Below are 20,589 nucleotides of genomic sequence, written 5' to 3' on the forward strand. Positions count from 1 at the left end.
GCCTCAGTCTATCGGTTGTCACGACGGACTCTCGGCGGCGGAACGGGGTACGGCGGTTCAGCGGGTCGGGTCGTCGCCGCGGGTGAGATCGTCCCAGCTGTCGACGGAATCGGGCGAGACGCCGCCGTCGACCGGTTCGAGACGGACGGCTGAGTACTTTCGTGATGACGACGGCCAGCTTTTGGCACTGATGACGATCACGATTCCGGCGATCGCGAGCAGGACGCCGGTGAGAAGCGCGATGACGGGCCAGACGGTGAGCGAGCTCGCGATCACGATTTCGGCGATGGAGTTCGAGCCGGCGACCCCGGTGGCCTCGGTGACGGCGGCTTCGCTGGCGCCGACGGGAGCTGTCAGCGCGAGCACGGACGACAAGACGATGCACACGCCAAGAACCACGTTGAGGACGCCGAGCAGAATCCGGAACAGAAGACCGGCGATCGCGAGAGCCGCGGCGAGGGCGAGCCCGGCGAGAGCGAGGGCGGCCAGTGCCGGAGCAGCAATGGTGCCGTCGACGGGGACCGACGTCGTCGGAGCGCCCGGCTGCAGTTCGACGGTCAACCAGGTCTGTGTCCATGCGATCAAGGCAAGACCGCTGAGCGCGAGAGACGCGAGGATGAGCACGTACTTGGTGCGCTTGGCACCCGAATCGGATGTCATCGCACCCGTTTCATCGCGTTGGCGACGGCGACGGCGCGGAGGGGCGCCGCTGCCTTGTTCTGGGACTCACGGTATTCGCTCTCCGGGTCGGAATCGGCGACGAGCCCGCCGCCGGCCTGTACGTGGGCGATGCCGTTCACGATGGTGGCGGTCCGGATCGCGATAGCGAGGTCGATATCGCCGGAGAAGGCGAAGTATCCCACCACTCCCCCGTACACGCCGCGCTGCGCCGGTTCGAGTTCATCGATGATCTCGAGCGCCCGCGGTTTGGGTGCGCCAGAGAGGGTGCCAGCGGGGAATGTCGCGGTGAAGACGTCGATCGGGCTGGCGGAGTCGCTGAGCGTTCCCTCGACCGTCGACACGAGGTGCATGATGTGGCTGAACCGCTCGACCCGCATGAACTCCGTGACCTCGACGCTGCCCGCGGTGCACACCTTCAGCAGATCGTTGCGCGCGAGGTCGACGAGCATGAGGTGCTCGGCGCGTTCCTTCTGGTCGCCGACGAGCTCTGTGGCGAGTTCGATGTCGTGCTCGGGGGTGTCTCCGCGGGGTTTCGACCCGGCGATCGGGTGCGTGAGCACCCGTTTGTCCTGAACCTTGACGAGCGCTTCCGGGCTCGAACCGACGATCGAGTACGGCATACCGTCGACGTCGTGGAGCTTGAGCAGGTACATGTACGGGCTCGGGTTGAGGCTCCGCAGGATCCGGTACACGTCGATCGGCTCTGCTGTGCACTCCTGGTCGAAACGCTGGGAGACGACGACCTGAAAGATGTCGCCGTCGCGGATCCGCTCCTTCGCCGTCACGACGGCGTCGAGGAAGTCCGCCTTCTCGGTCCGGTTCCGAGGCGAGGGCGGGGTCGCCAGGTCGACGTCCGCGAGCCAGGCCTCTCCCGGCTGGGCGAGTCGTGATTGCATGGCATCGAGCCGGTCCTGGGCGGACCGCCACAGGGTTGCTTCGTCGTCGAGCCCGTCGTTCAGCACGTTGGCGATGAGCTGGACGGTGCCGCGACGGTGATCGAGCACGACGAGGTCGGCGACGAAACACATCGCCTGCCCCGGCACATCGAATTCTTTCGGCGGCCGGTTGGGCAGCTTCTCGATCTGGCGAATCGCTTCCCAGCCGATGAAGCCAACAAGGCCGCCGGTGAGCGGCGGATGCCCGGGGATGTGCGGTGTTTCCCAGCGGCGGTGCAGTTCGGCGATGGCCGGCAGGGGCCGGAGCCCGGAAACGTCCCCGAGGGCCCGCTGACGGCTCAGGCCGTAGTCGATCCACTGCACCGAGTCGTTCGACTGCGTCAGGACCCCGAATGAGGACACCCCAACGAAGGAGAAACGGGACCAGATCCCGCCCTGCTCGGCTGACTCGAGGAGGAAGCTCCCCGGCTTTCCGATGGCGAGCTTGCGGTAGATCCCCACGGGTGTTTCACCGTCGGCGAAAAGCTCGCGGAGCACGGGAATGACGCGGTGCTCGCGAGTGAGGGCGCTGAATTCGGTGCGGCTTGTCGTGCCGCCGTTTTCACTCTGTGACATCGGTGTCCCCGTCGGGCTGGTCGCCGATGGTTGGGCTGAGCACGTGCGCATCGAAGCAGGTCCTCGTGCCGGTGTGGCAGGCGACTCCGACCTGTTCAACCTGAAGCAGGAGCGTATCGGCGTCGCAGTCGAGCGAGGCGCCCTTGACGTACTGCGCGTTCCCGGAGGTGTCGCCCTTGCGCCAGTACTCCTGACGTGACCGCGACCAGAACGTGACGCGGCCCTCGGTGAGCGTTCGGCGCACAGCCTCGTCGTTCATGTAGCCGAGCATGAGCACCTCACCGGTGTCCCACTGCTGGACGATCGCGGGAACGAGGCCGTTCCCGTCGAACTGAATTTGCTCGATGGTCGAGGAAACACTCATCAGCGCACCAGTACCCCTTCGTGGATCAGTTCTCTCTTGACATCACCGATGGTCAGGGCGCCGGAGTGGAAGACACTTGCGGCGAGAACGGCATCCGCTCCAGCTGCGATCGCCGGCGGGAAGTCCGTCACTTTTCCTGCTCCACCCGATGCGATGACCGGCACGCTGCTGACCTGGCGCATGAGCGAAATGAGCTCGGTGTCGAAGCCCTCTTTCGTGCCGTCGGCGTCGATCGAGTTCACGAGGAGCTCACCGGCGCCGCGTTCGATCGCTTCACGTGCCCACTCGAGCGCGTCGATGGATGTCTCTGTCCGGCCGCCGTGGGTTGTGACGACGAAACCGGATGCCGTGTTGCCGCCACGCTTGACGTCAAGCGACAGCACGAGCACCTGCGCGCCGAAGCGGTCGGCGATCTCGCCGAGCAGGGCTGGTCGCGCGATCGCGGCGCTGTTGACTCCGACCTTGTCTGCCCCGCTTCCCAGCAGCCGTGCAACATCGTTGACGCTGCGCACTCCACCACCGACGGTGAGCGGAATGAAGACCTGTTCCGCCGTGCGAGTCACGACATCGTATGTGGTCTCCCGGTTGTCGACGGTCGCGGTGACGTCGAGGAAGGTGAGTTCGTCTGCGCCCTGTTCGTAGTATCGGCGCGCCAGTTCAACGGGGTCGCCAGCGTCACGAAGGTTCTGGAAATTGATGCCTTTGACGACGCGGCCGGCGGCGACGTCGAGGCAGGGAATGACACGGCACGCAACGGACATGATTTCGCTGCTCCCGATTAGAGTCTCGCCGCGTGGATGGCGCTGACCAGGATCGCGCGAGCGCCGATCTCATAGAGCGAATCCATGATCTGGTTCGTGCGTTCCCGCGGGACCATTACCCGGACGGCGACCCAATCCTTGTCGCGCAGCGGCGAAACGGTCGGTGATTCGATGCCTCCGGCGATGGCCGTTGCCTCATCGAGCAGGTGGGCAGGGAGGTCGTAGTCCATGATCACGAAACGACGGGCGACGAGAACACCCTGGAGCCGGCGGCGCAGCGTCGCAAGTCCCGGCTTCTCCTCGGGTGAGCCGATCAGCACTGCGGTGGATTCGAGGATGACGGGGCCGAAGATGTCGAGTCCGGCCTTCTTGAGTGTCGTGCCGGTGGAGACGACGTCGGCGACGGCATCCGCGACACCGAGCTGCACGGCGGACTCCACCGCGCCGTCGAGCGACACGAGGGTCACGTCGACGTCGTGCTCGGCGAGGAAGCGGCCGACGAGGCCGGGGTAGCTGGTGGCGACGCGGTGGCCCGCGAGATCGGCGAGCTCACGAAAGCGGCCGGTGGGCCCGGCGAAGCGGAAGGTGGAGTCACCGAAGCCGAGGCTCTCGATTTCGGATGCCTCCGAGCCGGAATCGAGAAGGAGGTCGCGACCGGTGACGCCGACGTCCAGTGCGCCTGAGCCGACGTACGTGGCGATGTCACGGGGGCGGAGGAAGAAGAACTCGACGCCGTTCGGGGCGTCGAGAAGGTGGAGTTCCTTCGGGTCGCGGCGACCGGCGTATCCGGCCTCTGACAGCATCTGTGCGGCTGTTTCGCTCAATGAACCCTTGTTGGGCACTGCAATTCTCAACATGCGAAAGTCTCTCTTGGTGGGTAAATCGGAGGAGTCGACAGGGTGACGCGGGCGTCACAGATGTCGATAGACATCCTCCGGCGAGAGGCCCTTCGCGAGCATGAGGACCTGCAGGTGGTAGATCAGCTGTGAGATCTCTTCGGCGGTTTCGATGTCGCTCTGGTATTCGGCCGCCATCCACACTTCTGCGGCTTCTTCGACGATTTTCTTGCCGATGGCGTGCACGCCGGCGTCGAGTTCGCGAACCGTGCCGCTGCCCTCGGGGCGTTCGGCGGCTTTGAGGCTGAGTTCCGCGAACAGATCGTCGAATGTCTTCACAGGTATCAGGGTACTAGTTCCCGGCGAACGCCCCGTGCGCGTGACCGGATGCTGCTGCCTCGCGCAGCGCACGAATCCTGAGTTCAGGATTGTCGGAGCCGAATACGCTCGAGCCGGCGACGAACGTGTCAGCTCCCGCTTCGGCCGCGATGCTGATGGTGTCCTCGTTGATGCCGCCGTCGACCTGGAGCCAGACGTCTCCTCCTGTCCTTGACAGGGTCTGACGAAGCGCCGTGAGCTTCGGCATCGTCTCCGACATGAACGACTGACCGCCGAAACCGGGTTCGACGGTCATGATGAGGACCTGGTCGAACTCGACGAGAAGGTCGAGATACGGCTCGACGGGGGTCCCTGGTTTGAGGGCGATGCCGGCCCTGGAGCCGATCTGCCGCAGCCGCCTGGCGAGAGCGACGGGTTCCGCCGTCGCTTCCGCGTGGAAGGTGACGCTGTATGCGCCGAGTTCGGCATACCCGGGAGCCCAGCGGTCCGGGTCGTCGATCATCAGGTGCACGTCGAGAGGCAGGGAGGAAACCTGCTGGATCCGGTCGACCATTTGCGGGCCAAAGGTCAGGTTCGGCACGAAATGGTTGTCCATCACGTCGACGTGGACGAGGTCGGCGGTGCCGATCCGGCCGAGGTCTCGCTCCATGTTCACGAAATCGGCGGCCAGGATGCTCGGGGAGATTCGGATCGACATCCGATCAGCCTAACGAGTCGCCGACGGCGATTTGGCGATCAGGGCGATGAACATGGCGTCCGTTCCGTGACGGTGTGGCCACAGTTGTACCGTGCTGCCTGCCTCGGTTTCGCCTGGGCTCGCCTCGGGGAGATCGAGGGGGTCGAGAACGATGGATTGCAGCACGCTCCTGGTATCGAGCAGTTCCGCGGCGTCGCCGAGCCGGCGGAGCGCATCAGCGACGACACCACGGGTTTCTGCGACGTGTGGCGAGCAGGTCACATAGGCGACGACTCCCCCTGGCTTCAGCGCATCGAAGGCCGAGAGGAGCAGCTTCTGCTGCAGGATGGTCAGGTCGGCGACGTCTTTCGCTGTTTTGCGCCAGCGAGCTTCGGGACGCCGTCGGAGGGCACCGAGTCCGGTGCAGGGCGCGTCAACGAGGATCCGGTCCCACGCTTCGGGCTGAAGGTCTCCGATGTCGGTGCCGTCGAGTTCGGTGACGCGGATGTCGCCTGGGACGGGCGCGACCGCGCGGCGTACCAGTTGCGCTCTGGCGGGGACGATCTCGTTGGCGGTGACGTGTGCGGCGCCGATGGCTGCTTCAGCGCCGAGCATCGCTGTCTTCCCGCCGGGGCCGGCACAGAGGTCGAGCCAGCGCTCCCCCGCCTGCACTGGCCGTGCCCGGCTGAGGGCGAGGGCTGCGAGTTGGGAGCCCTCGTCCTGCACGCGGAGTCGTCCGTTTTCGTGCCGGATCGCGGCATCCGGGTCTCCGCCCGTGAGGGTGAAGCCGAACGGGGAATACCGGTTGCTGTCTGCCCCCTCCGGGACGTCGGTGAGGCCGGGCAGAGCGACGAGGTTGACGCGCGGCGCCTGGTTGTCTGCGGCGAGGAGTGCTTCGAGTTCGTCTGCCCTGCCCTCCGCTGCCAGCGCCTGCCGGAACGCACGCAGGATCCACGCCGGGTGGGCGGAGTCGGCCGCGAGTCTGTCGTCGGCGTTTTTCGCGCCGGCGAGCACGCGTTCCCGCCACTCGTCCGGGGTCGACCGGGAGATGGTCCGAAGAACGCCGTTGGTGAAGCCGACCGCTGAGCGGGACCCGACCATGCGGGCGAGGACGACGGATTCGTTCACCGCCGCATGCTGCGCGACGCGGGTGGCGAGGAGTTGGTGCGCGCCGAGCCTGAGGACATCGAGGATGGCCGGGTCGATGTCGCGAATGTCGCGGCCCGCGGCGAGAGCGATCACGCGATCGTAGTAGCCACGGAGCCTCAGGGTGCCGTAGGTGAGTTCGGTGGCGAGCCCGGCGTCAGCGGAGTTGAGAGACGCCCGGGCGATCAGCGTCGGCAGGAGAAGATTCGCATAGGCGTCGTCCGTGCTCACCGCTGAGAGAACGTCGTAGGCGATTCGCCTGGCAGGCTGAACGGTCGACGGGGTGCGTGAAGGTGCTGCGGTCATGAGAAACCTACTCTGCCCGGATGGGCTGGTCGTGATGAAGTCCTCGCCACCAGTCGGATGCGGCCATCGCCGGTTTTCCTGACGGCTGAACCCGAACGAGCTCGATCGCGGTCGTGCCTGTGCCGATGAGCACAAGGCCATCGACGCGGTCGACCAACCCGGGGCGAAGCGTATGCCCGGTGGCGGGTCGTGCCTCGAGGACCTTGAAACGGGTTCCGCCGATTCTCGTGTGGGCTCCGGGTTCGGGCGTGACCCCGCGGAACCGGTTGTAGACCTGTTCCGCTGGAGCCTGCCAGTCCAGGCGACCATCGTCGATGGTCAGCTTCGGCGCGAGGGTGACCCCGCCGGATTGGGGAACGGCACGCGCTGTCCCCGAATCGATGTCATCGACGATGCCTGCGAGAAAACCTGCGCCGCTCGTCGCCAGCTCGGTGAGGAGGGTTCCGGCGGTTGCGTCCGCGTCGATCGGGCGTTCGAGGATGCCGAACACGTCGCCGGCGTCGAGTTCCCGCACGAGCTGGAAGACACTCGCCCCTGCGACCGTGTCGCCCGCGATGAGGGCGTGTTGCACCGGTGCAGCGCCGCGCCACTCCGGGAGCCGGGAGAAATGCAGGTTGATCCAACCGTGTCGTGGTGCCGACAGCAGGGGTTCCCGCAGGAGTCCCCCGTACGCGACGATCACACCGAGGTCGGCGTCGAGCTCCGTGATCGCCTGGCTGACCTCCGCGGTCAATCGGTTCGCCTTGATCACCGGGATTCCGGCCTTCTCGGCGGCCAGCGCGACGGGCGACGGGGTGAGCACACGTTTGCGGCCGAGAGGGGCATCCTCCCGGGTGAGGACGGCAACGACGTCGTGCTTTCCCGACAGGAGCAGTTCGAGACTCGGTACGGCAACCTCGGGGGTACCGGCGAAAAGTAGCCTCATGCGCGTTCGAGTCGCGAAAAAGTGGCGGTCATGACAGAATCTCCGGGTCGTCGAAGCGGACTTTCAGTGTAGGTGGCGGCCGGTAACCGGCTTTTCCCGGTGGGGCCTTGCGGCGTTTCGTCGCGTTGCGGATCACGGCGCCACGCAGTAACCGGGCTGCGTCACCGGCGTGGGCATAGTCGATCCGGAGGATGGCACGGACGCCCTCCTCGGCGGGTGTCGGGCCGAGAATGCTCGCCCCTGGCAAGTCCCGGACCTCGTTGATCGCATCAGCCACGGCGGTGGCATCGCCGAAGACGGATGCCGCGCGGACGGCGGGTGGAAACCGCAGCGCGCGGCGGTCGAGAAGTTCGGCTGAAGCGAATGCCGGCTGCGTCCAGGTGGCGAGTGCGCGGGCGAGGTCCCCGGTGACGCCTGTGAGCACGACGGGAGCGCCCCGCCGGGCGAGAGCTGCGGCATTCGACCACCAGCGCAGGCAGTCCTCGCCGATCCGGAGGTGTTCGGCAGCGAGCATCCTGTCACCGTCGAGGAGGAGAACGGCGGCGTAACCACCGGCGGCGATCGGTTCGGCTCCCCGGGTTGCGATGACGAGGGCCGGTCTCGCATCGACCGCGGTGACCTGTCGTTCGCCGTCCGCGATGATCACCGGGACGCCGGGGAACGCCCGGCCGAGCTCTTCTGCCGTTCGTCCGGTTCCGCGGGTAACCAGGCGCAACTTCGTGCCCTCGCAGGTGGGGCAGGTCCAGGCGGCGGCGATGGCGCCGCACAGGGTGCACGACGGCGCGGCGCCTGCGCGAGCGATGCCCAGGGGGCCGGCGCAGACGGTACACCTCGCGGCAGACGAACAGGTGGCGCACGCGGTCACGGGAGCGTACCCGGGGCGGGCGACCTGAACGAGCACAGGGCCGGTTGCGATGGCTTCCTTGGCCTGGCGCCAGGCCATCGAGGGGATCCGCGCGGTCGCGGCTGCGTCGTCGTGGTCGGCTTTCGCGGTGACGAGGACCCGGGGGCTCGCGGCGCGCTCCGGGCCGATCGCGGTGATCCAGCCGATGTCGACGAGGCGCTGCGTGTCGACGCTCCGCGTGTGACCGGCGAGAACGAGCGCGGCCCCTGATTGTTCCTGTCGGATGAGTGCGGCGTCGCGAGCGTGCACGTACGGGGTAAGCGGTTCGGAGTAGAGCGGGTCGCCGTCGTCGAACACAGCGATCAGGCCGAGATTCGACGACGGAGCGTACGCGGCGGACCGATTGCCGACAATGACGCGCGGAACATCGGTCAGGCAGTCGAGAAAACCGCGGTAGCGCTCCGCGTTGGGCTGGGACGCGTCGACGCGCGTGATCCGGTCGGAGGGAAGAATTCCCGCGAGAGCGGCGAGAAGCTGGTCGACGTCCCGGTAGGTCGGGACGACGAGGATCGCGCTCTCGCCCGCTGCGACTGTGCGGGCGGCGATCTGCGCGAAAGTGAGCGCCCAGGCGCCCACCCAGCCGTCAGGTCCGATCGGGACGACAGAGGGGATGGCATCCAGAGCGATCCGTTCGTGCGCCGTGAGACGCTCGGCGAACTCGTCCGGATAGCCGGCGATCGCGGGGGCATCTACCGGGTCAGGGGCGTTCCTGGTTGCTTGCCCCGCCTGCCAGGCCTTCTCGATACGCACCTGCCTGCCGGGAATCGCAAGCCGGAGAATGTCCGAGGCACCTCCGGCAGCACGGTCAGCAGCCCGTCGGGCGAGCGCCCACAGTTCGGGAGTGAGCACGGGCACGGGCGAGACGACGGAGTGGAGCGGGCTCAGTTCACCCTCGAACCCGTCGGCCTCGTCGACGGTCTCCACGATGTAGCCGCGGGCAACACGCCCTGCGGAACGGAGCGGGACCGTCACCCGCACCCCTCTGGTTGCCGATTCGGTGAGTTCCGGCGGGATCCGGTAGTCGAAGAGGTGATCGAGCTGCGGCAGGGGCGAATCGAGCACGACCCGTGCTGTTGTGGCGCGCCGCTCGGGCGAACCGGGCTGTGCGGCCCGGTCCGGAACATCGTCCTGGGTCATGGCCGTGCTCTCGCGGCTCAGAGGCCGGCGGCGCTTTGCAGGTCGGCGACCTTGTCGAGTCGCTCCCACGTGAAGTCCGGAAGCTCACGGCCGAAGTGACCGTATGCCGCGGTCGCCGCGTAGATCGGGCGCTTGAGGTCGAGGTCGCGAACGATCGCCGCCGGGCGAAGATCGAACACCTCACGAATGGCGTCGACGATGGTCTCCTCGGAGACCTTCGCGGTACCGAACGTCTCGACGTACAGGCCGACCGGTGCGGCCTTGCCGATGGCGTAGGCCACCTGGACTTCGAGCTTCTCAGCGAATCCCGCCGCGACGGCATTCTTGGCGACCCAGCGCATGGCGTAGGCAGCGGAACGGTCGACCTTCGACGGATCCTTGCCACTGAATGCTCCTCCGCCGTGGCGGGCTGCTCCACCATAGGTGTCGATGATGATCTTGCGTCCGGTGAGGCCGGCGTCGCCGGCTGGACCGCCGATCACGAAGCGGCCGGTCGGGTTGATCAGGAAGTTGACGTCGGAGGTGTCGAGGTCGACGCCGTCGAGGATGGGCCGGATGACGAGCTCACCAACATCCTTGCGGAGTCGTTCGAGGGTGATGCCGTCCTCGTGCTGGGTGGACAGAACGACCGTCTCAACGGTCCGAGGGGTGTTGCCGTCGTAGCCGATCGTGACCTGGGTCTTGCCGTCGGGGCGCAGGTAATCGAGTTCGCCCGATTTGCGCACCTCGGAGAGGCGCTCGGCCAGCCGGTGGGCGATCCAGCCGGGTACGGGCATGAGCTGGGGCGTCTCGGTGGTGGCGAAGCCGAACATGATGCCCTGGTCGCCGGCCCCCTGGGAGTCGAGCGCGTCGGCGCTGGACTGCTCACGGGCTTCGAAGGCGTCGTCGACGCCCTGCGCGATGTCCGGGGACTGCTGGCCGATGGAGACGGACACTCCACAGGATGCGCCGTCGAAGCCGACGTCGGAGTGGTTGTATCCGATCGAGGTGACGAGATCACGGATCAGAGCAGGAATCTCGACATAGGCCTCGGTCGTAACTTCGCCGGCGACGTGGACGAGTCCCGTGGTGACGAGGGTCTCAACGGCGACGCGGCTTTCAGGATCCTGTTCGAGCATGGCGTCCAGGATGCTGTCCGAGATCTGGTCACAGACTTTGTCCGGGTGCCCTTCGGTCACGGATTCCGAGGTAAACAGGCGCAGATGCGTCATACCAACTCCAAAGGTGCGGGGCGAAAAACAGGGGGTTCGAGTGGGCCGCCCGTGGTCAAATATCGGTGGGACCACCGACAGGCGACGACGCTAGAGCCGTGACCACTATATCGCCGGGTGGCTTGCCCGGCCTGGAAGGGACGTCAGGAAGCGCGGGTCGACGCGGTGACGGCATCGAGGATGCGGTCGGCGACGGCGAGCTTGTTCCCGGATGCCTCAGCGGTCACGTTTCCGCCGCGTTCCAGCACCAGCACACTGTTCGTGTCGAGCGCGAAGCCCTTTGTCCAGCCGACGCGGTTGACCACGAGGAAGTCACAGCCTTTGCGTTCGAGCTTGGCCCGGCCGATGCTGAGAAGTTCGTCGTCGCCCTGGGCGGTCTCGGCGGCGAAGCCGACGATGACCTGTCCATCCCGCGCTGTTTTTGCCAGCCTGGCCAGGATGTCGGGGTTCTTGACGAGCCGAAGGGTGAGCTCGTCGCCCACGTCTTCTTTCTTGATCTTGGCGTCCTGCACGTCTGCGGGCCGATAGTCGGAGACCGCTGCCGCCATGATGACAACGTCGGCGTGCTCCGCGGCATCCGTCACCGCGCTCTGGAGCTCGGTTGCACTCGGCGCATCGATGACCGCGATGCCGGCTGGAACCGGAACGTCGAGGTGGGAGGCGATGAGGGTGACGGCTGCGCCGCGATTGAGGGCGGCGGTCGCGAGCGCGACCCCCTGCTTGCCGCTCGAGCGATTACCGATGAACCGGACGGGATCGAGGGGTTCGCGGGTGCCGCCAGCGGTGACCACGATGCGGACGCCGTCCAGGTCGCCCGGGGTCGACGAGGCGTCGTACGCGGCCAGGGCTGCCGTTGCGATGGTGTCAGGCTCTTCCATCCTGCCCGGCCCGGAGTCCGCTCCGGTGAGCTGACCGCTCGCAGGACCGACGACGGTCACGCCGCGGGAGATGAGGGTGGCGATATTCGCTTGTGTCGCCGGGTTCTGCCACATCTCGGTGTGCATGGCCGGGGCGATGACGACGGGTGCCGTGCTCGCGAGGACGGTGTTGCCGAGCAGATCGTCGGCGAGCCCACCGGCGATTTTGGCGATCGTGTTGGCGGTCGCCGGCGCGATGACGATGAGGTCGGCGGCCTGCCCGATGGCGACGTGGCGGACTTCAGCGACACCCTCGTACAGTTCGGTGTGCACCGGGTTGCGTGAGATCGCTTCGAGGGTCGGCCGGCCGACGAACCGCAGGGCGCCGGCGGTGGCGACCACCTGGACGGAATGCCCCGCGAGAACGAAAGAACGGATGACACCGACCGCTTTGTACGCGGCGATGCCACCCGTTATGCCGACAACGACATTCAGAGAACCTGTCATCGGGAAGGTGGAGTGTTACTCGACGATGGGACGCAGGACGAGCTTGTCCTCGTTGATTTCGTGGAGTGCGACGGAGAGCGGCTTGTCTTCGACGTGTGAGTCGACCAGCGGGCCGACGTTGTCGAAGAGGCTTCCCTCGTGCAGGTCGGAGTAGTAGTCGTTGATCTGGCGGGCACGCTTGGACGCGAAGATCACCAGGGCGTACTTGGAGTCGACCTTGGAAAGCAGGTCGTCGATGGGCGGGTCAATGATTCCCTTGGGCTTCTCAGCCATACTGAAGTCACACTCCTCGTGTGTTGCGGATTGGAGAATAGAGGTCTGTTTGCGGCCGTACGTTACGCCTGAACGGCGTCTGACGGGCCACGAGTCTGCATCAAGTCTACGACCTCCCGGGCGGCTTCAGCCACGGAGCCGTTAACCACCCGGTAATCGAACTCATTCTGGGCCGCTAATTCGAGCTTTGCGGTGCGCAGGCGCCGCTCGCGCTCCTCCTCATCTTCGGTCCCCCGCCCGACGAGACGGCGGACGAGTTCGTCCCAGGTCGGGGGCAGCAGAAACACGAGAGTTGCCTCGGGCATGACCTGACGCACCTGTCTGGCACCCTGGATGTCGATCTCGAGAAGAACGCTGTGCCCGCTGCGGAGGGCCTCGTCGATCGGTTTGCGCGGAGTCCCGTAGCGGTAGGCATTGTGTACGGTGGCGTGTTCGAGCAGTTCGTTCGCCTCGATGAGTCGATCGAATTCGGCGTCGTCGACGAAGTAGTAGTTGACGCCTTCGACCTCGCCCGGCCGTGGCTTACGGGTGGTCGCGGACACTGAGAGCAGCACGTCCGGGTAATTCTCGCGAATGTAGGTGGCGACGGTTCCCTTGCCGACGGCGGTCGGGCCGGCGAGTACGACGAGCCGGCTCTTGCGCCGGCCGCGGTTGCGTGCCTCGCGTTCAATGATGAAGCTGCGCAGCCGCACGCGCTGGTTGTGGCCGAGGCCGCCGATACGCTTCGCAGGCGAAATGCCGAGGTCCTCGAGGATCCGGGCAAGCTTCGTGCGCCCGATGGCGGGGACGCTCAACAGGAAGTCGGTCACGCGCATCCTGCCGGCGACGCCATCGGGGTGTTCGAGTCCGTCATCGAGAACGGAGAGCGCGGTCACGGACCCGGCGGCGATGGCGTTCTTCAAAGCCGCGCGTGCCCGGCGGGCTTCAACGGCTGCACGAGACGCGGCGACGCGGTCGACATCTGGAGGTGTGCGGTCGGTTGGTTCAGGCACTGGCCCGTCTCACTTCTTCTGCTCGGGCGGTGATGGCCTGGCGGATGCCGTCGGGCCCGGTGGCGAGGATCGCGCGTGACTCCGAGACGATCACGCCAGCGGCGAGGCTCCCGTAGATCCGTGCGAGGTCGTCGATAGACGCTCCCTGGTGGCCGAAACCGGGAGCGAGCACGGGAGGGGCAGGAACGGGGACGGGACCGAGGTCAAATTCGTCGAGGTCAAGGGTGGCCCCGAGGACGACGCCGACGCTCCCGAGCGGGCCGTCCGTGTGCGCTGAATTCCACGTGGTCACGTCGTCGAGGATACTCCGCGCCAGGGTGGCGCCGGAGGCCAATTTTGCCCGCTGACCGGCGATGCCTTCCGGGTTCGATGTTGCGGCGAGAACGAAGATCCCTTTTCCGGTGCGGTGAGCGAGTTCCATCGGACCGGCCAGCGCTCCGACGCCCTGGAACGGATTGAGGGTGACGGCATCCGATTCGAGCGGCGAGCCCTCCCCCAGCCAGGTTTCCCCGTACGCGTCAACGCTCGATCCGACGTCTCCGCGTTTCGCATCGGCGATGACAAGGATGCCCGCTTGACGAGCGGAACGGATAACCGTTTCGAGTGCGTCGAACCCGCGCGACCCGAACCGCTCGAAGAACGCGACCTGCGGTTTGACGATCCCCGCCAGTCCCGTCGCAGCGTCGACGACGCGGAGACCGAACTCGCGAGCTCCGGCGGCGGTGTCGTCGAGTTCCCACTCGTTCAGCAGCCACGCATGGGGGTCGATACCGACGCACAGCCGGCCGGGGCCTGCAAAGACCGCGGCCAGCTGCTCGGCGAAGCTGGCCGTCATGCCCGCAGCGCCCGGTCCCCGGCGTACTCCTGGAGTGAGCGCACAGTGAACCCATTGCGGACGGCCTCGATCGACGCGACGGCTGCGGTGAGTTCGGCAATGGTCGTGAACAGCGGTTTGTCTTCCGCAACGGCTGCAGCACGGATCTCGTAACCATCGGCCCGGCCGGAGCGGCCGGAGGGCGTGTTGATGACGATGTCGACTTCGTGGCGGTTGATCAGCTCGACGATCGACGGCTCGCCGAGTTCGGTCTCATTGCCCTCGCTGAACTTGCGCACGGTTCGCGCGGAGATTCCGTTCCTGTTGAGGATCTCCGCCGTTCCCTCCGTCGCGAGGATGTCGTACCCGAGTTCCTGGAAACGCAGGATCGGAAGCACGATCGAGCGTTTGTCGCGGTCGGAGACCGAGACGAAGACGGTGCCCGTCTGCGGGATGCCACCGTATGCGGCGGTCTGGCTCTTCGCGAAGGCGCGGGGGAAGTCCTGGTCGATTCCCATCACTTCTCCGGTGGAGCGCATCTCCGGGCCGAGGATCGAGTCGACGATGCGGCCGTCCTTGGTTCGGAACCGCTTGAACGGCAGCACGGCCTCCTTGACGGAGACCGGTGAGTCCATCGGCACTCGTGATCCATCGACGGGCGGAAGCAGTCCGGAATCCTTGAGTTCGGCAATCGTGGAGCCGGTCATGACGAGCGCTGCCGCCTTCGCGAGCGGGATTCCGAGGGCCTTCGAGACGAAGGGAACGGTGCGGGATGCCCGCGGGTTCGCTTCGAGCACGTACAGGATGCCTGCACCGATCGCGAACTGCACGTTGAGCAGCCCCTGCACGCCGATGCCCTGGGCGATTGCGAGCGTGGCCTCACGGACCCGGTCGATCTGCGCCCGGCCGAGGGAGATCGGCGGGAGGGTGCAGCTCGAGTCTCCTGAGTGAATTCCGGCCTCTTCGATGTGTTCCATCACTCCGCCGATGTAGAGCTCCGTGCCATCGTAGAGCGCGTCGACGTCGATCTCGATCGCGTCGTCGAGGAACCGGTCGACGAGGAGCGGGTGCTGGGGGCCGATGATGCCCTGTCCGGCCATCCGGTCGAAGTAGTCGCGCAGAGACGAGCTGTCGTAGACGATCTCCATGCCGCGGCCACCGAGCACGAAGCTCGGGCGGACGAGGACCGGGTAGCCGATGTTCTCGGCGATCGTCACGGCGCCGGTGACTTCAGTTGCCGTGCCGTTCTTCGGGGCGAGCAGGCCGGCGTTGTCGAGGATCTGTGAGAACTCGCCCCTCTCCTCGGCGAGGTTGATCGCCTCAGGACTGGTGCCGAGGATCGGGATACCGGCGGCCTTGAGGCCTGCGGCGAGCCCGAGAGCGGTCTGGCCGCCGAGCTGGACGACGACGCCGACGAGTTCACCCGCCTGGCTTTCCGCGTGGATGACCTCGAGAACGTCCTCGAGCGTGAGCGGCTCGAAGTACAACCGGTCGCTCGTGTCGTAGTCGGTCGAGACCGTCTCCGGGTTGCAGTTGATCATGATGGTCTCGAACCCGGCATCGCGCAGTGCGAATGACGCATGCACGCAGGAGTAGTCGAACTCGATTCCCTGGCCGATCCGGTTCGGTCCTGACCCGAGGATGACGACCTTCCTGCGGTCGGATGGGACGACCTCGGTCTCGTCGTCGTAGCTCGAGTAGTGGTACGGCGTGAGGGCGGGGAACTCCCCCGCGCACGTGTCGACGGTCTTGAAGACCGGTCGCACGTCGAGGATGTGGCGCACCTCGCGCACTTCAGCCTCACCGAAGCCGCGCAGCTGCCCGATCTGGACGTCGGAGAAGCCGTGGTTCTTCGCTGTCGTGAGCACGTCGGTGTCGAGGCGGTCGGCGTCGCGGATGTATTCGGCGACCTCGTTGATGAGGACGATCTGGTCGAGGAACCACGGGTCGATCTTGGTGGCTTCGAACAGCTGCTCCGGGGTCGCGCCGAGGCGCAGCGCCTGCTGGACGACGACGATGCGGCCGTCGGTGGGAACCGCGGCGATCGCGAGGAGTTCGTCGACGGAGCGGGTCTCTTCTCCCCAGTGGAAGCTCGACCCGCGCTTCTCGAGTGAGCGCAACGCCTTCTGGAGGGCGGTCGAAAAATTACGGCCGATGGCCATCGCCTCGCCGACCGATTTCATCGTGGTCGTGAGCGTGGCATCCGCTGCCGGGAACTTCTCGAAGGCGAACCGGGGAACCTTGACGACGACGTAGTCGAGCGTCGGTTCGAAGCTCGCCGGTGTGACCTTGGTGATGTCGTTGGGGATCTCGTCGAGGTGGTAGCCGATGGCGAGCTTGGCGGCGATCTTCGCGATCGGGAACCCTGTCGCCTTCGATGCGAGTGCGCTCGAGCGCGACACCCGCGGGTTCATCTCGATGACGATGATGCGGCCATTGGCCGGGTCGATGGCGAACTGGATGTTGCAGCCACCGGTGTCGACGCCGACTGCGCGGATGATGTCGATTCCGATGTCGCGGAGTTTCTGGTACTCGCGGTCGGTGAGGGTCAGGGCGGGGGCGACGGTGATCGAGTCGCCCGTGTGTACTCCGACGGGGTCGACGTTCTCGATGGAACAGACGACGACAGTGTTGTCGGCGGTGTCGCGCATCAGTTCGAGTTCGTACTCTTTCCAGCCGGTGATCGACTCCTCGAGGAGGACCTCGGTCGTCGGGCTCTGGTGCAGGCCATCGCTGACCATGCGGATGAGCTCCTCGCGTGTGTACGCGAAACCGGAGCCGAGACCACCCATGGTGAACGACGGCCGGATGACGAGCGGGTAACCCAGCTGCTCGGCGAAGTCGATGGCCTCATCGACGGTGTGGGCGATGAAGGATTTGGCAACGTCTGCGCCGCACTCGAGAACGAGTTCCTTGAAGATCTGGCGGTCTTCACCCTTATTGATCGCTTCGAAGTTCGCGCCGATCAACTCGACGTCGTACTTCTCGAGGATCCCGTGCTCGTGCAGCTCGATCGCTGCGTTCAGGGCCGTCTGCCCACCCAAAGTGGGCAGGATGGCATCCGGCTTCTCCTTGGCGATGATCGTCTCGAGGACTTTCCACGTGATCGGTTCGATATAGGTGGCGTCGGCGAAGTCGGGGTCGGTCATGATCGTCGCCGGGTTCGAGTTCACGAGGATGACGCGGACGCCCTCTTCGCGGAGAACACGGCAGGCCTGCGTGCCCGAGTAGTCGAATTCAGCCGCCTGGCCGATGACGATCGGGCCTGAGCCGATGACAAGGACGCTCTGGATGTCGTCGCGCTTTGGCATTAGTTGTTGTCTCCTGCTCGGTTGGCCTTGTTCGAAATCACCAGGTCGCGGAAGCGATCGAAGAGGTGGTTGGCGTCGTTCGGGCCTGCGGCCGACTCCGGGTGGTACTGCACGCTGAATGCGGGGATGTCGAGGCATGCGAGGCCCTCGACGACCTGGTCGTTGAGGCTGTAGTGGCTGACGGTGACCCGCCCGAATCCCTCGGGCGACTCGTGGTCGCCCTCGATCGGCAGGTCGACGGCGAATCCATGGTTCTGGGAGGTGATCTCCACCCTGCCCGTCGCCTTCTCGAGCACGGGCTGGTTGATGCCGCGGTGGCCGAAGGGCAGCTTGTAGGTGCCGAACCCGAGAGCGCGGCCGAGCAGCTGGTTTCCGAAGCAGATTCCGAAGTACGGGAGGTCGGCTCGGAGCGCTTCGCGGAGGAGGGTGACGTGAGCATCGGATGCCGCGGGGTCGCCGGGACCGTTCGAGAAGAACAGGGCGTCCGGGTTGAGCGAGAGCACGTGCTCGGCAGTGACGTTCTGCGGAAGGACAAGTACGTCGAAGCCACGCTCGGAGAGGTATTTCACCGTCGAGGTTTTGATGCCGAGGTCGAGGACCGCGACGCGGCCGATTCGTTCGCCCTGGGCGGGTACCTCGTACGGGTCGATGGTGGAGACGTCGTGCGAGAGGTTCCTGCCCGTCATCCCTTCTCCCTGACGGACCTGGTCGAGCTGGTCGCCGTCGGAGAGGTCGAAGAACTCGCCGGAGAAGATGCCGGCGCGCATGGCACCCTTCGACCGGATGTGCCGGGTGACGGCGCGCGTGTCGATGTTGCTGATCCCGACGATCCCTGCGGTGGTGAGGTCATTGTCGAGGCTGTCCTCGGCGCGGAAGTTCGACACCACTCGGGAAGGGTCGCGCACGACGAATCCGGCGACCCAGATCTTCTTCGATTCCATGTCTTCGGCGTTGACGCCGGTGTTTCCGATGTGCGGCGCCGTCATCAGCACAATCTGACCGGCGTATGACGGGTCGGTGAGAGTCTCCTGGTATCCGGTCATTCCGGTGGAGAACACTGCCTCACCGAGGGTCCTGCCGGTGGCCCCGTACGCGCGGCCGCGGTATCGGCTTCCGTCTTCGAGGACGAGGACCGCTGGGGTCGCGTCGCCAAACGTCGAGCTGCTCATTATTTCTCACTCTCAGTGGACGTGGTGGAGTCGGAGTGCCCGGCAGGAGCCGGGGCTGTCAGGGAGGTCAGGGCGGTGAGAACCGGCCTGTGCATGGTGGGGTCGATGACACGGAAGTAGCTGTCGACATCGGTGTCGCCCCAGCGCCAGTGCAGGGCGATGAGGCCGTCGGATTCCACGACGCGGTCGATGGTCCAGGTTGCCGTGGACGCGGATCGGAGGCGCTCGGCCGGAAGGAACACCGGCTCTTCGCTCGGGAGCGCGAGCACGACGCCTTCCTCGGCGACCGTCAGATCGGCGTTCGCACGGAACGCGAGGCCGCGGATGGCGAGGCGTTCGAGCGGCTGACCGGCGCGTGTCGTCGCGACGTACAGAACGCCCGTCGTGAGGCTGGGGTGAATCCCGTCGGCGGGGAGAGGGGCGCCAGCGGTTCCGGCGTCGCGTTTCGCACGGGCGCGCCAGGCGAGCCACATGCCGAGCAACGCGAGTACGAGGATTGTCAGGACAACCGCCGTGGGAATCAGCCGATCAGACATGTGCTGCTTTCTGCGACGCTGGCCCGACCTCGTCAGCGGGGCGGAGCATCCCGTCGAGGACCGTTGCTGCACCGTGGTGGAAGGTGGCGAGTACACGGCCGGGCAGGGTGCGGCCGAGGTAGGGCGAGTTGATGCCCTGACCGGCGAGGTCGGCCGTGCTGAAGTCGCGGGTCGCGTTCGGGTCGTAGAGGGTGACCTGGGCACGTGCGCCGGCGACGATTCCCTGGCCGTGACTCGAGATCCGGCCGATTCGCGCGGGTGCGCTCGACAGAACTCGCGCGACGTCCGCCCAGTCGAGCTGGCCGGTGTCAACGACGGAGGCGTGGACGACGCTGAGCGCTGATTCGAGGCCGACCATGCCGTTGGCTGCGGCATCCCATTCGCAGTCCTTGCTCTCGACCGGGTGAGGAGCGTGGTCGGTAGCGACGATGTCGATGGTTCCGTCGGCGAGGGCCTCGCGGAGGGCGAGGACATCCTCCCGGCGCCGGAGCGGCGGGTTGACCTTGTACCTCGCGTCGAAGCTGCGGACGAGTTCCTCGTCGAGGAGCAGGTGGTGGGGGGTGACCTCGGCGGTGACGCGGATGCCGCGGGCCTTCGCCCAGCGCAGGACGTCGACGGAGCCGGCGGTCGAGACGTGGCAAATGTGCAGGCTGCTGCCGACGTGCTCGGCGAGGAGCACGTCGCGCGCGATGATCGACTCTTCGGCGACGGCCGGCCACCCGGTGAGTCCCAGCTCACCAGAGACGGCACCCTCGTTCATCTGGGCGCCGACGGTGAGGCGGGGTTCCTGCGCGTGCTGGGCGATGACGCCGTCGAACGACTTGACGTATTCGAGCGCGCGGCGCATGAGCACCGGGTCCCAGACGCAGGAGCCGTCGTCGGAGAAAACGCGGACGCGGGCACGGGAGGACGCCATGGCGCCGAGTTCGGCGAGCCGTTCGCCGCCGAGTCCGACGGTGACGGCGCCGATCGGCTGCACGGTGGCGTATCCGGCTTGTTCACCGAGGGAGAGCACCTGCTCGACGACGCCGGCGGTGTCAGCCACCGGGGAGGTGTTCGCCATCGCGAAGACGGCGGTGAATCCTCCCGCGGCGGCCGCGCGGGTTCCGCTGAGGACGGTCTCGCTCTGCTCGTAGCCGGGTTCACGCAGGTGGGTGTGCAGGTCGACGAGCCCGGGAAGCGCGACGAGGCCATCAGCGTCGATTCGCTCGGCGCCTGCGGAGGACAGACCCGTGCCGAGTTCGGCGATGAGGCCGTCTTTCAGCAGGATGTCTGTGCGGCTGCCATCGGGAAGCGCGGCACCTGAGATCAGGTAGGTGGTCGTGGACATTTC

The 20,589-nt window shown here is 66.4% G+C and carries 19 protein-coding genes; all 19 read right to left on the reverse strand.

The annotated features are described in order from the left end of the window. Positions 1-57: 57 nt before the first annotated feature. The 19 genes from ACWA1Q_RS07050 to ACWA1Q_RS07140 all read right to left on the reverse strand — a co-directional run bounded on the left by ACWA1Q_RS07050 (position 58) and on the right by ACWA1Q_RS07140 (position 20,586). The gene (locus ACWA1Q_RS07050) at positions 58-660 is read right to left on the reverse strand and encodes a Trp biosynthesis-associated membrane protein (protein ID WP_463760637.1); all 603 of its coding nucleotides are present in this window, start codon (positions 658-660) and stop codon (positions 58-60) included. Then, positions 657-2,192: an anthranilate synthase component I gene (locus tag ACWA1Q_RS07055; RefSeq protein ID WP_463760638.1), complete on the reverse strand. Its 1,536-nt coding sequence runs from the start codon at positions 2,190-2,192 to the stop codon at positions 657-659. Before ACWA1Q_RS07055 ends, ACWA1Q_RS07050 begins: the two co-directional genes overlap by 4 nt. Beyond that, positions 2,179-2,556 (reverse strand): phosphoribosyl-AMP cyclohydrolase, encoded by a 378-nt coding sequence (gene hisI, locus ACWA1Q_RS07060; protein ID WP_463760639.1) that lies wholly within the window; start codon positions 2,554-2,556, stop codon positions 2,179-2,181. Before hisI ends, ACWA1Q_RS07055 begins: the two co-directional genes overlap by 14 nt. Next, entirely contained in the window at positions 2,556-3,317 is a 762-nt protein-coding gene (hisF, locus tag ACWA1Q_RS07065) for an imidazole glycerol phosphate synthase subunit HisF (protein ID WP_463760641.1), read from the reverse strand. The genes hisI and hisF overlap by 1 nt, the downstream gene beginning before the upstream one ends. Positions 3,318-3,334: 17 nt before the next feature. Then, positions 3,335-4,174, reverse strand: a complete 840-nt coding sequence (hisG, locus tag ACWA1Q_RS07070) for an ATP phosphoribosyltransferase (RefSeq protein ID WP_463760643.1) — start codon at positions 4,172-4,174, stop codon at positions 3,335-3,337. A gap of 54 nt (positions 4,175-4,228) precedes the next feature. Next, positions 4,229-4,492, reverse strand: a complete 264-nt coding sequence (locus ACWA1Q_RS07075; RefSeq protein ID WP_463760644.1) for a phosphoribosyl-ATP diphosphatase — start codon at positions 4,490-4,492, stop codon at positions 4,229-4,231. 13 nt (positions 4,493-4,505) lie between these two features. Then, a complete protein-coding gene (gene rpe, locus ACWA1Q_RS07080; RefSeq protein WP_463760646.1) occupies positions 4,506-5,189 on the reverse strand; it encodes a ribulose-phosphate 3-epimerase in 684 nt (227 codons plus the stop codon). Positions 5,190-5,198: 9 nt separating this feature from the next. Continuing rightward, positions 5,199-6,620 carry an RsmB/NOP family class I SAM-dependent RNA methyltransferase gene (locus tag ACWA1Q_RS07085; protein ID WP_463760647.1) on the reverse strand — a complete coding sequence of 474 codons (1,422 nt, stop codon included), beginning with the start codon at positions 6,618-6,620 and terminating at the stop codon, positions 5,199-5,201. Between the two features lie 7 nt (positions 6,621-6,627). Beyond that, positions 6,628-7,545 (reverse strand): methionyl-tRNA formyltransferase, encoded by a 918-nt coding sequence (gene fmt, locus ACWA1Q_RS07090; RefSeq protein WP_463760648.1) that lies wholly within the window; start codon positions 7,543-7,545, stop codon positions 6,628-6,630. A 28-nt stretch (positions 7,546-7,573) separates the two neighbouring features. Beyond that, complete coding sequence (locus tag ACWA1Q_RS07095; RefSeq protein ID WP_463760650.1) at positions 7,574-9,586, reverse strand: primosomal protein N' family DNA-binding protein; 2,013 nt, start codon at positions 9,584-9,586, stop codon at positions 7,574-7,576. A 17-nt stretch (positions 9,587-9,603) separates the two neighbouring features. Further along, on the reverse strand, positions 9,604-10,797 hold the full coding sequence (gene metK, locus ACWA1Q_RS07100; protein WP_463760651.1) for a methionine adenosyltransferase: 1,194 nt from the start codon (positions 10,795-10,797) through the stop codon (positions 9,604-9,606). Positions 10,798-10,940: 143 nt separating this feature from the next. Then, entirely contained in the window at positions 10,941-12,161 is a 1,221-nt protein-coding gene (coaBC, locus tag ACWA1Q_RS07105; RefSeq protein WP_463760653.1) for a bifunctional phosphopantothenoylcysteine decarboxylase/phosphopantothenate--cysteine ligase CoaBC, read from the reverse strand. Positions 12,162-12,176: 15 nt separating this feature from the next. After that, complete coding sequence (gene rpoZ / locus ACWA1Q_RS07110; RefSeq protein WP_090712805.1) at positions 12,177-12,434, reverse strand: DNA-directed RNA polymerase subunit omega; 258 nt, start codon at positions 12,432-12,434, stop codon at positions 12,177-12,179. A 62-nt stretch (positions 12,435-12,496) separates the two neighbouring features. After that, the gene (gene gmk, locus ACWA1Q_RS07115; protein ID WP_463760655.1) at positions 12,497-13,426 is read right to left on the reverse strand and encodes a guanylate kinase; all 930 of its coding nucleotides are present in this window, start codon (positions 13,424-13,426) and stop codon (positions 12,497-12,499) included. Continuing rightward, entirely contained in the window at positions 13,419-14,261 is an 843-nt protein-coding gene (pyrF, locus tag ACWA1Q_RS07120; protein WP_463760657.1) for an orotidine-5'-phosphate decarboxylase, read from the reverse strand. The genes gmk and pyrF overlap by 8 nt, the downstream gene beginning before the upstream one ends. After that, positions 14,258-17,551 (reverse strand): carbamoyl-phosphate synthase large subunit, encoded by a 3,294-nt coding sequence (gene carB / locus ACWA1Q_RS07125; RefSeq protein ID WP_463760659.1) that lies wholly within the window; start codon positions 17,549-17,551, stop codon positions 14,258-14,260. Before carB ends, pyrF begins: the two co-directional genes overlap by 4 nt. Then, complete coding sequence (gene carA, locus ACWA1Q_RS07130) at positions 17,551-18,720, reverse strand: glutamine-hydrolyzing carbamoyl-phosphate synthase small subunit (protein WP_463760661.1); 1,170 nt, start codon at positions 18,718-18,720, stop codon at positions 17,551-17,553. The genes carB and carA overlap by 1 nt, the downstream gene beginning before the upstream one ends. Then, positions 18,720-19,256 (reverse strand): PH-like domain-containing protein, encoded by a 537-nt coding sequence (locus ACWA1Q_RS07135; protein WP_463760663.1) that lies wholly within the window; start codon positions 19,254-19,256, stop codon positions 18,720-18,722. Before ACWA1Q_RS07135 ends, carA begins: the two co-directional genes overlap by 1 nt. Next, complete coding sequence (locus ACWA1Q_RS07140; protein ID WP_463760664.1) at positions 19,249-20,586, reverse strand: dihydroorotase; 1,338 nt, start codon at positions 20,584-20,586, stop codon at positions 19,249-19,251. Before ACWA1Q_RS07140 ends, ACWA1Q_RS07135 begins: the two co-directional genes overlap by 8 nt. Positions 20,587-20,589: the final 3 nt, after the last annotated feature.

The sequence above is a fragment of the Mycetocola sp. TRD_SC_2 genome, assembly GCF_055361225.1.

What these genes read in the sequence shown, in the direction of transcription:
- ACWA1Q_RS07050 (WP_463760637.1), bottom strand. Translation starts at nt 660, where the DNA reads ATGACATCCGATTCGGGTGCCAAGCGCACCAAGTACGTGCTCATCCTC.
- ACWA1Q_RS07055 (WP_463760638.1), bottom strand. Translation starts at nt 2,192, where the DNA reads ATGTCACAGAGTGAAAACGGCGGCACGACAAGCCGCACCGAATTCAGC.
- hisI (WP_463760639.1), bottom strand. Translation starts at nt 2,556, where the DNA reads ATGAGTGTTTCCTCGACCATCGAGCAAATTCAGTTCGACGGGAACGGC.
- hisF (WP_463760641.1), bottom strand. Translation starts at nt 3,317, where the DNA reads ATGTCCGTTGCGTGCCGTGTCATTCCCTGCCTCGACGTCGCCGCCGGC.
- hisG (WP_463760643.1), bottom strand. Translation starts at nt 4,174, where the DNA reads ATGTTGAGAATTGCAGTGCCCAACAAGGGTTCATTGAGCGAAACAGCC.
- rpe (WP_463760646.1), bottom strand. Translation starts at nt 5,189, where the DNA reads ATGTCGATCCGAATCTCCCCGAGCATCCTGGCCGCCGATTTCGTGAAC.
- ACWA1Q_RS07085 (WP_463760647.1), bottom strand. Translation starts at nt 6,620, where the DNA reads ATGACCGCAGCACCTTCACGCACCCCGTCGACCGTTCAGCCTGCCAGG.
- fmt (WP_463760648.1), bottom strand. Translation starts at nt 7,545, where the DNA reads ATGAGGCTACTTTTCGCCGGTACCCCCGAGGTTGCCGTACCGAGTCTC.
- ACWA1Q_RS07095 (WP_463760650.1), bottom strand. Translation starts at nt 9,586, where the DNA reads ATGACCCAGGACGATGTTCCGGACCGGGCCGCACAGCCCGGTTCGCCC.
- metK (WP_463760651.1), bottom strand. Translation starts at nt 10,797, where the DNA reads ATGACGCATCTGCGCCTGTTTACCTCGGAATCCGTGACCGAAGGGCAC.
- coaBC (WP_463760653.1), bottom strand. Translation starts at nt 12,161, where the DNA reads ATGACAGGTTCTCTGAATGTCGTTGTCGGCATAACGGGTGGCATCGCC.
- rpoZ (WP_090712805.1), bottom strand. Translation starts at nt 12,434, where the DNA reads ATGGCTGAGAAGCCCAAGGGAATCATTGACCCGCCCATCGACGACCTG.
- pyrF (WP_463760657.1), bottom strand. Translation starts at nt 14,261, where the DNA reads ATGACGGCCAGCTTCGCCGAGCAGCTGGCCGCGGTCTTTGCAGGCCCC.
- carB (WP_463760659.1), bottom strand. Translation starts at nt 17,551, where the DNA reads ATGCCAAAGCGCGACGACATCCAGAGCGTCCTTGTCATCGGCTCAGGC.
- carA (WP_463760661.1), bottom strand. Translation starts at nt 18,720, where the DNA reads ATGAGCAGCTCGACGTTTGGCGACGCGACCCCAGCGGTCCTCGTCCTC.
- ACWA1Q_RS07135 (WP_463760663.1), bottom strand. Translation starts at nt 19,256, where the DNA reads ATGTCTGATCGGCTGATTCCCACGGCGGTTGTCCTGACAATCCTCGTA.
- ACWA1Q_RS07140 (WP_463760664.1), bottom strand. Translation starts at nt 20,586, where the DNA reads ATGTCCACGACCACCTACCTGATCTCAGGTGCCGCGCTTCCCGATGGC.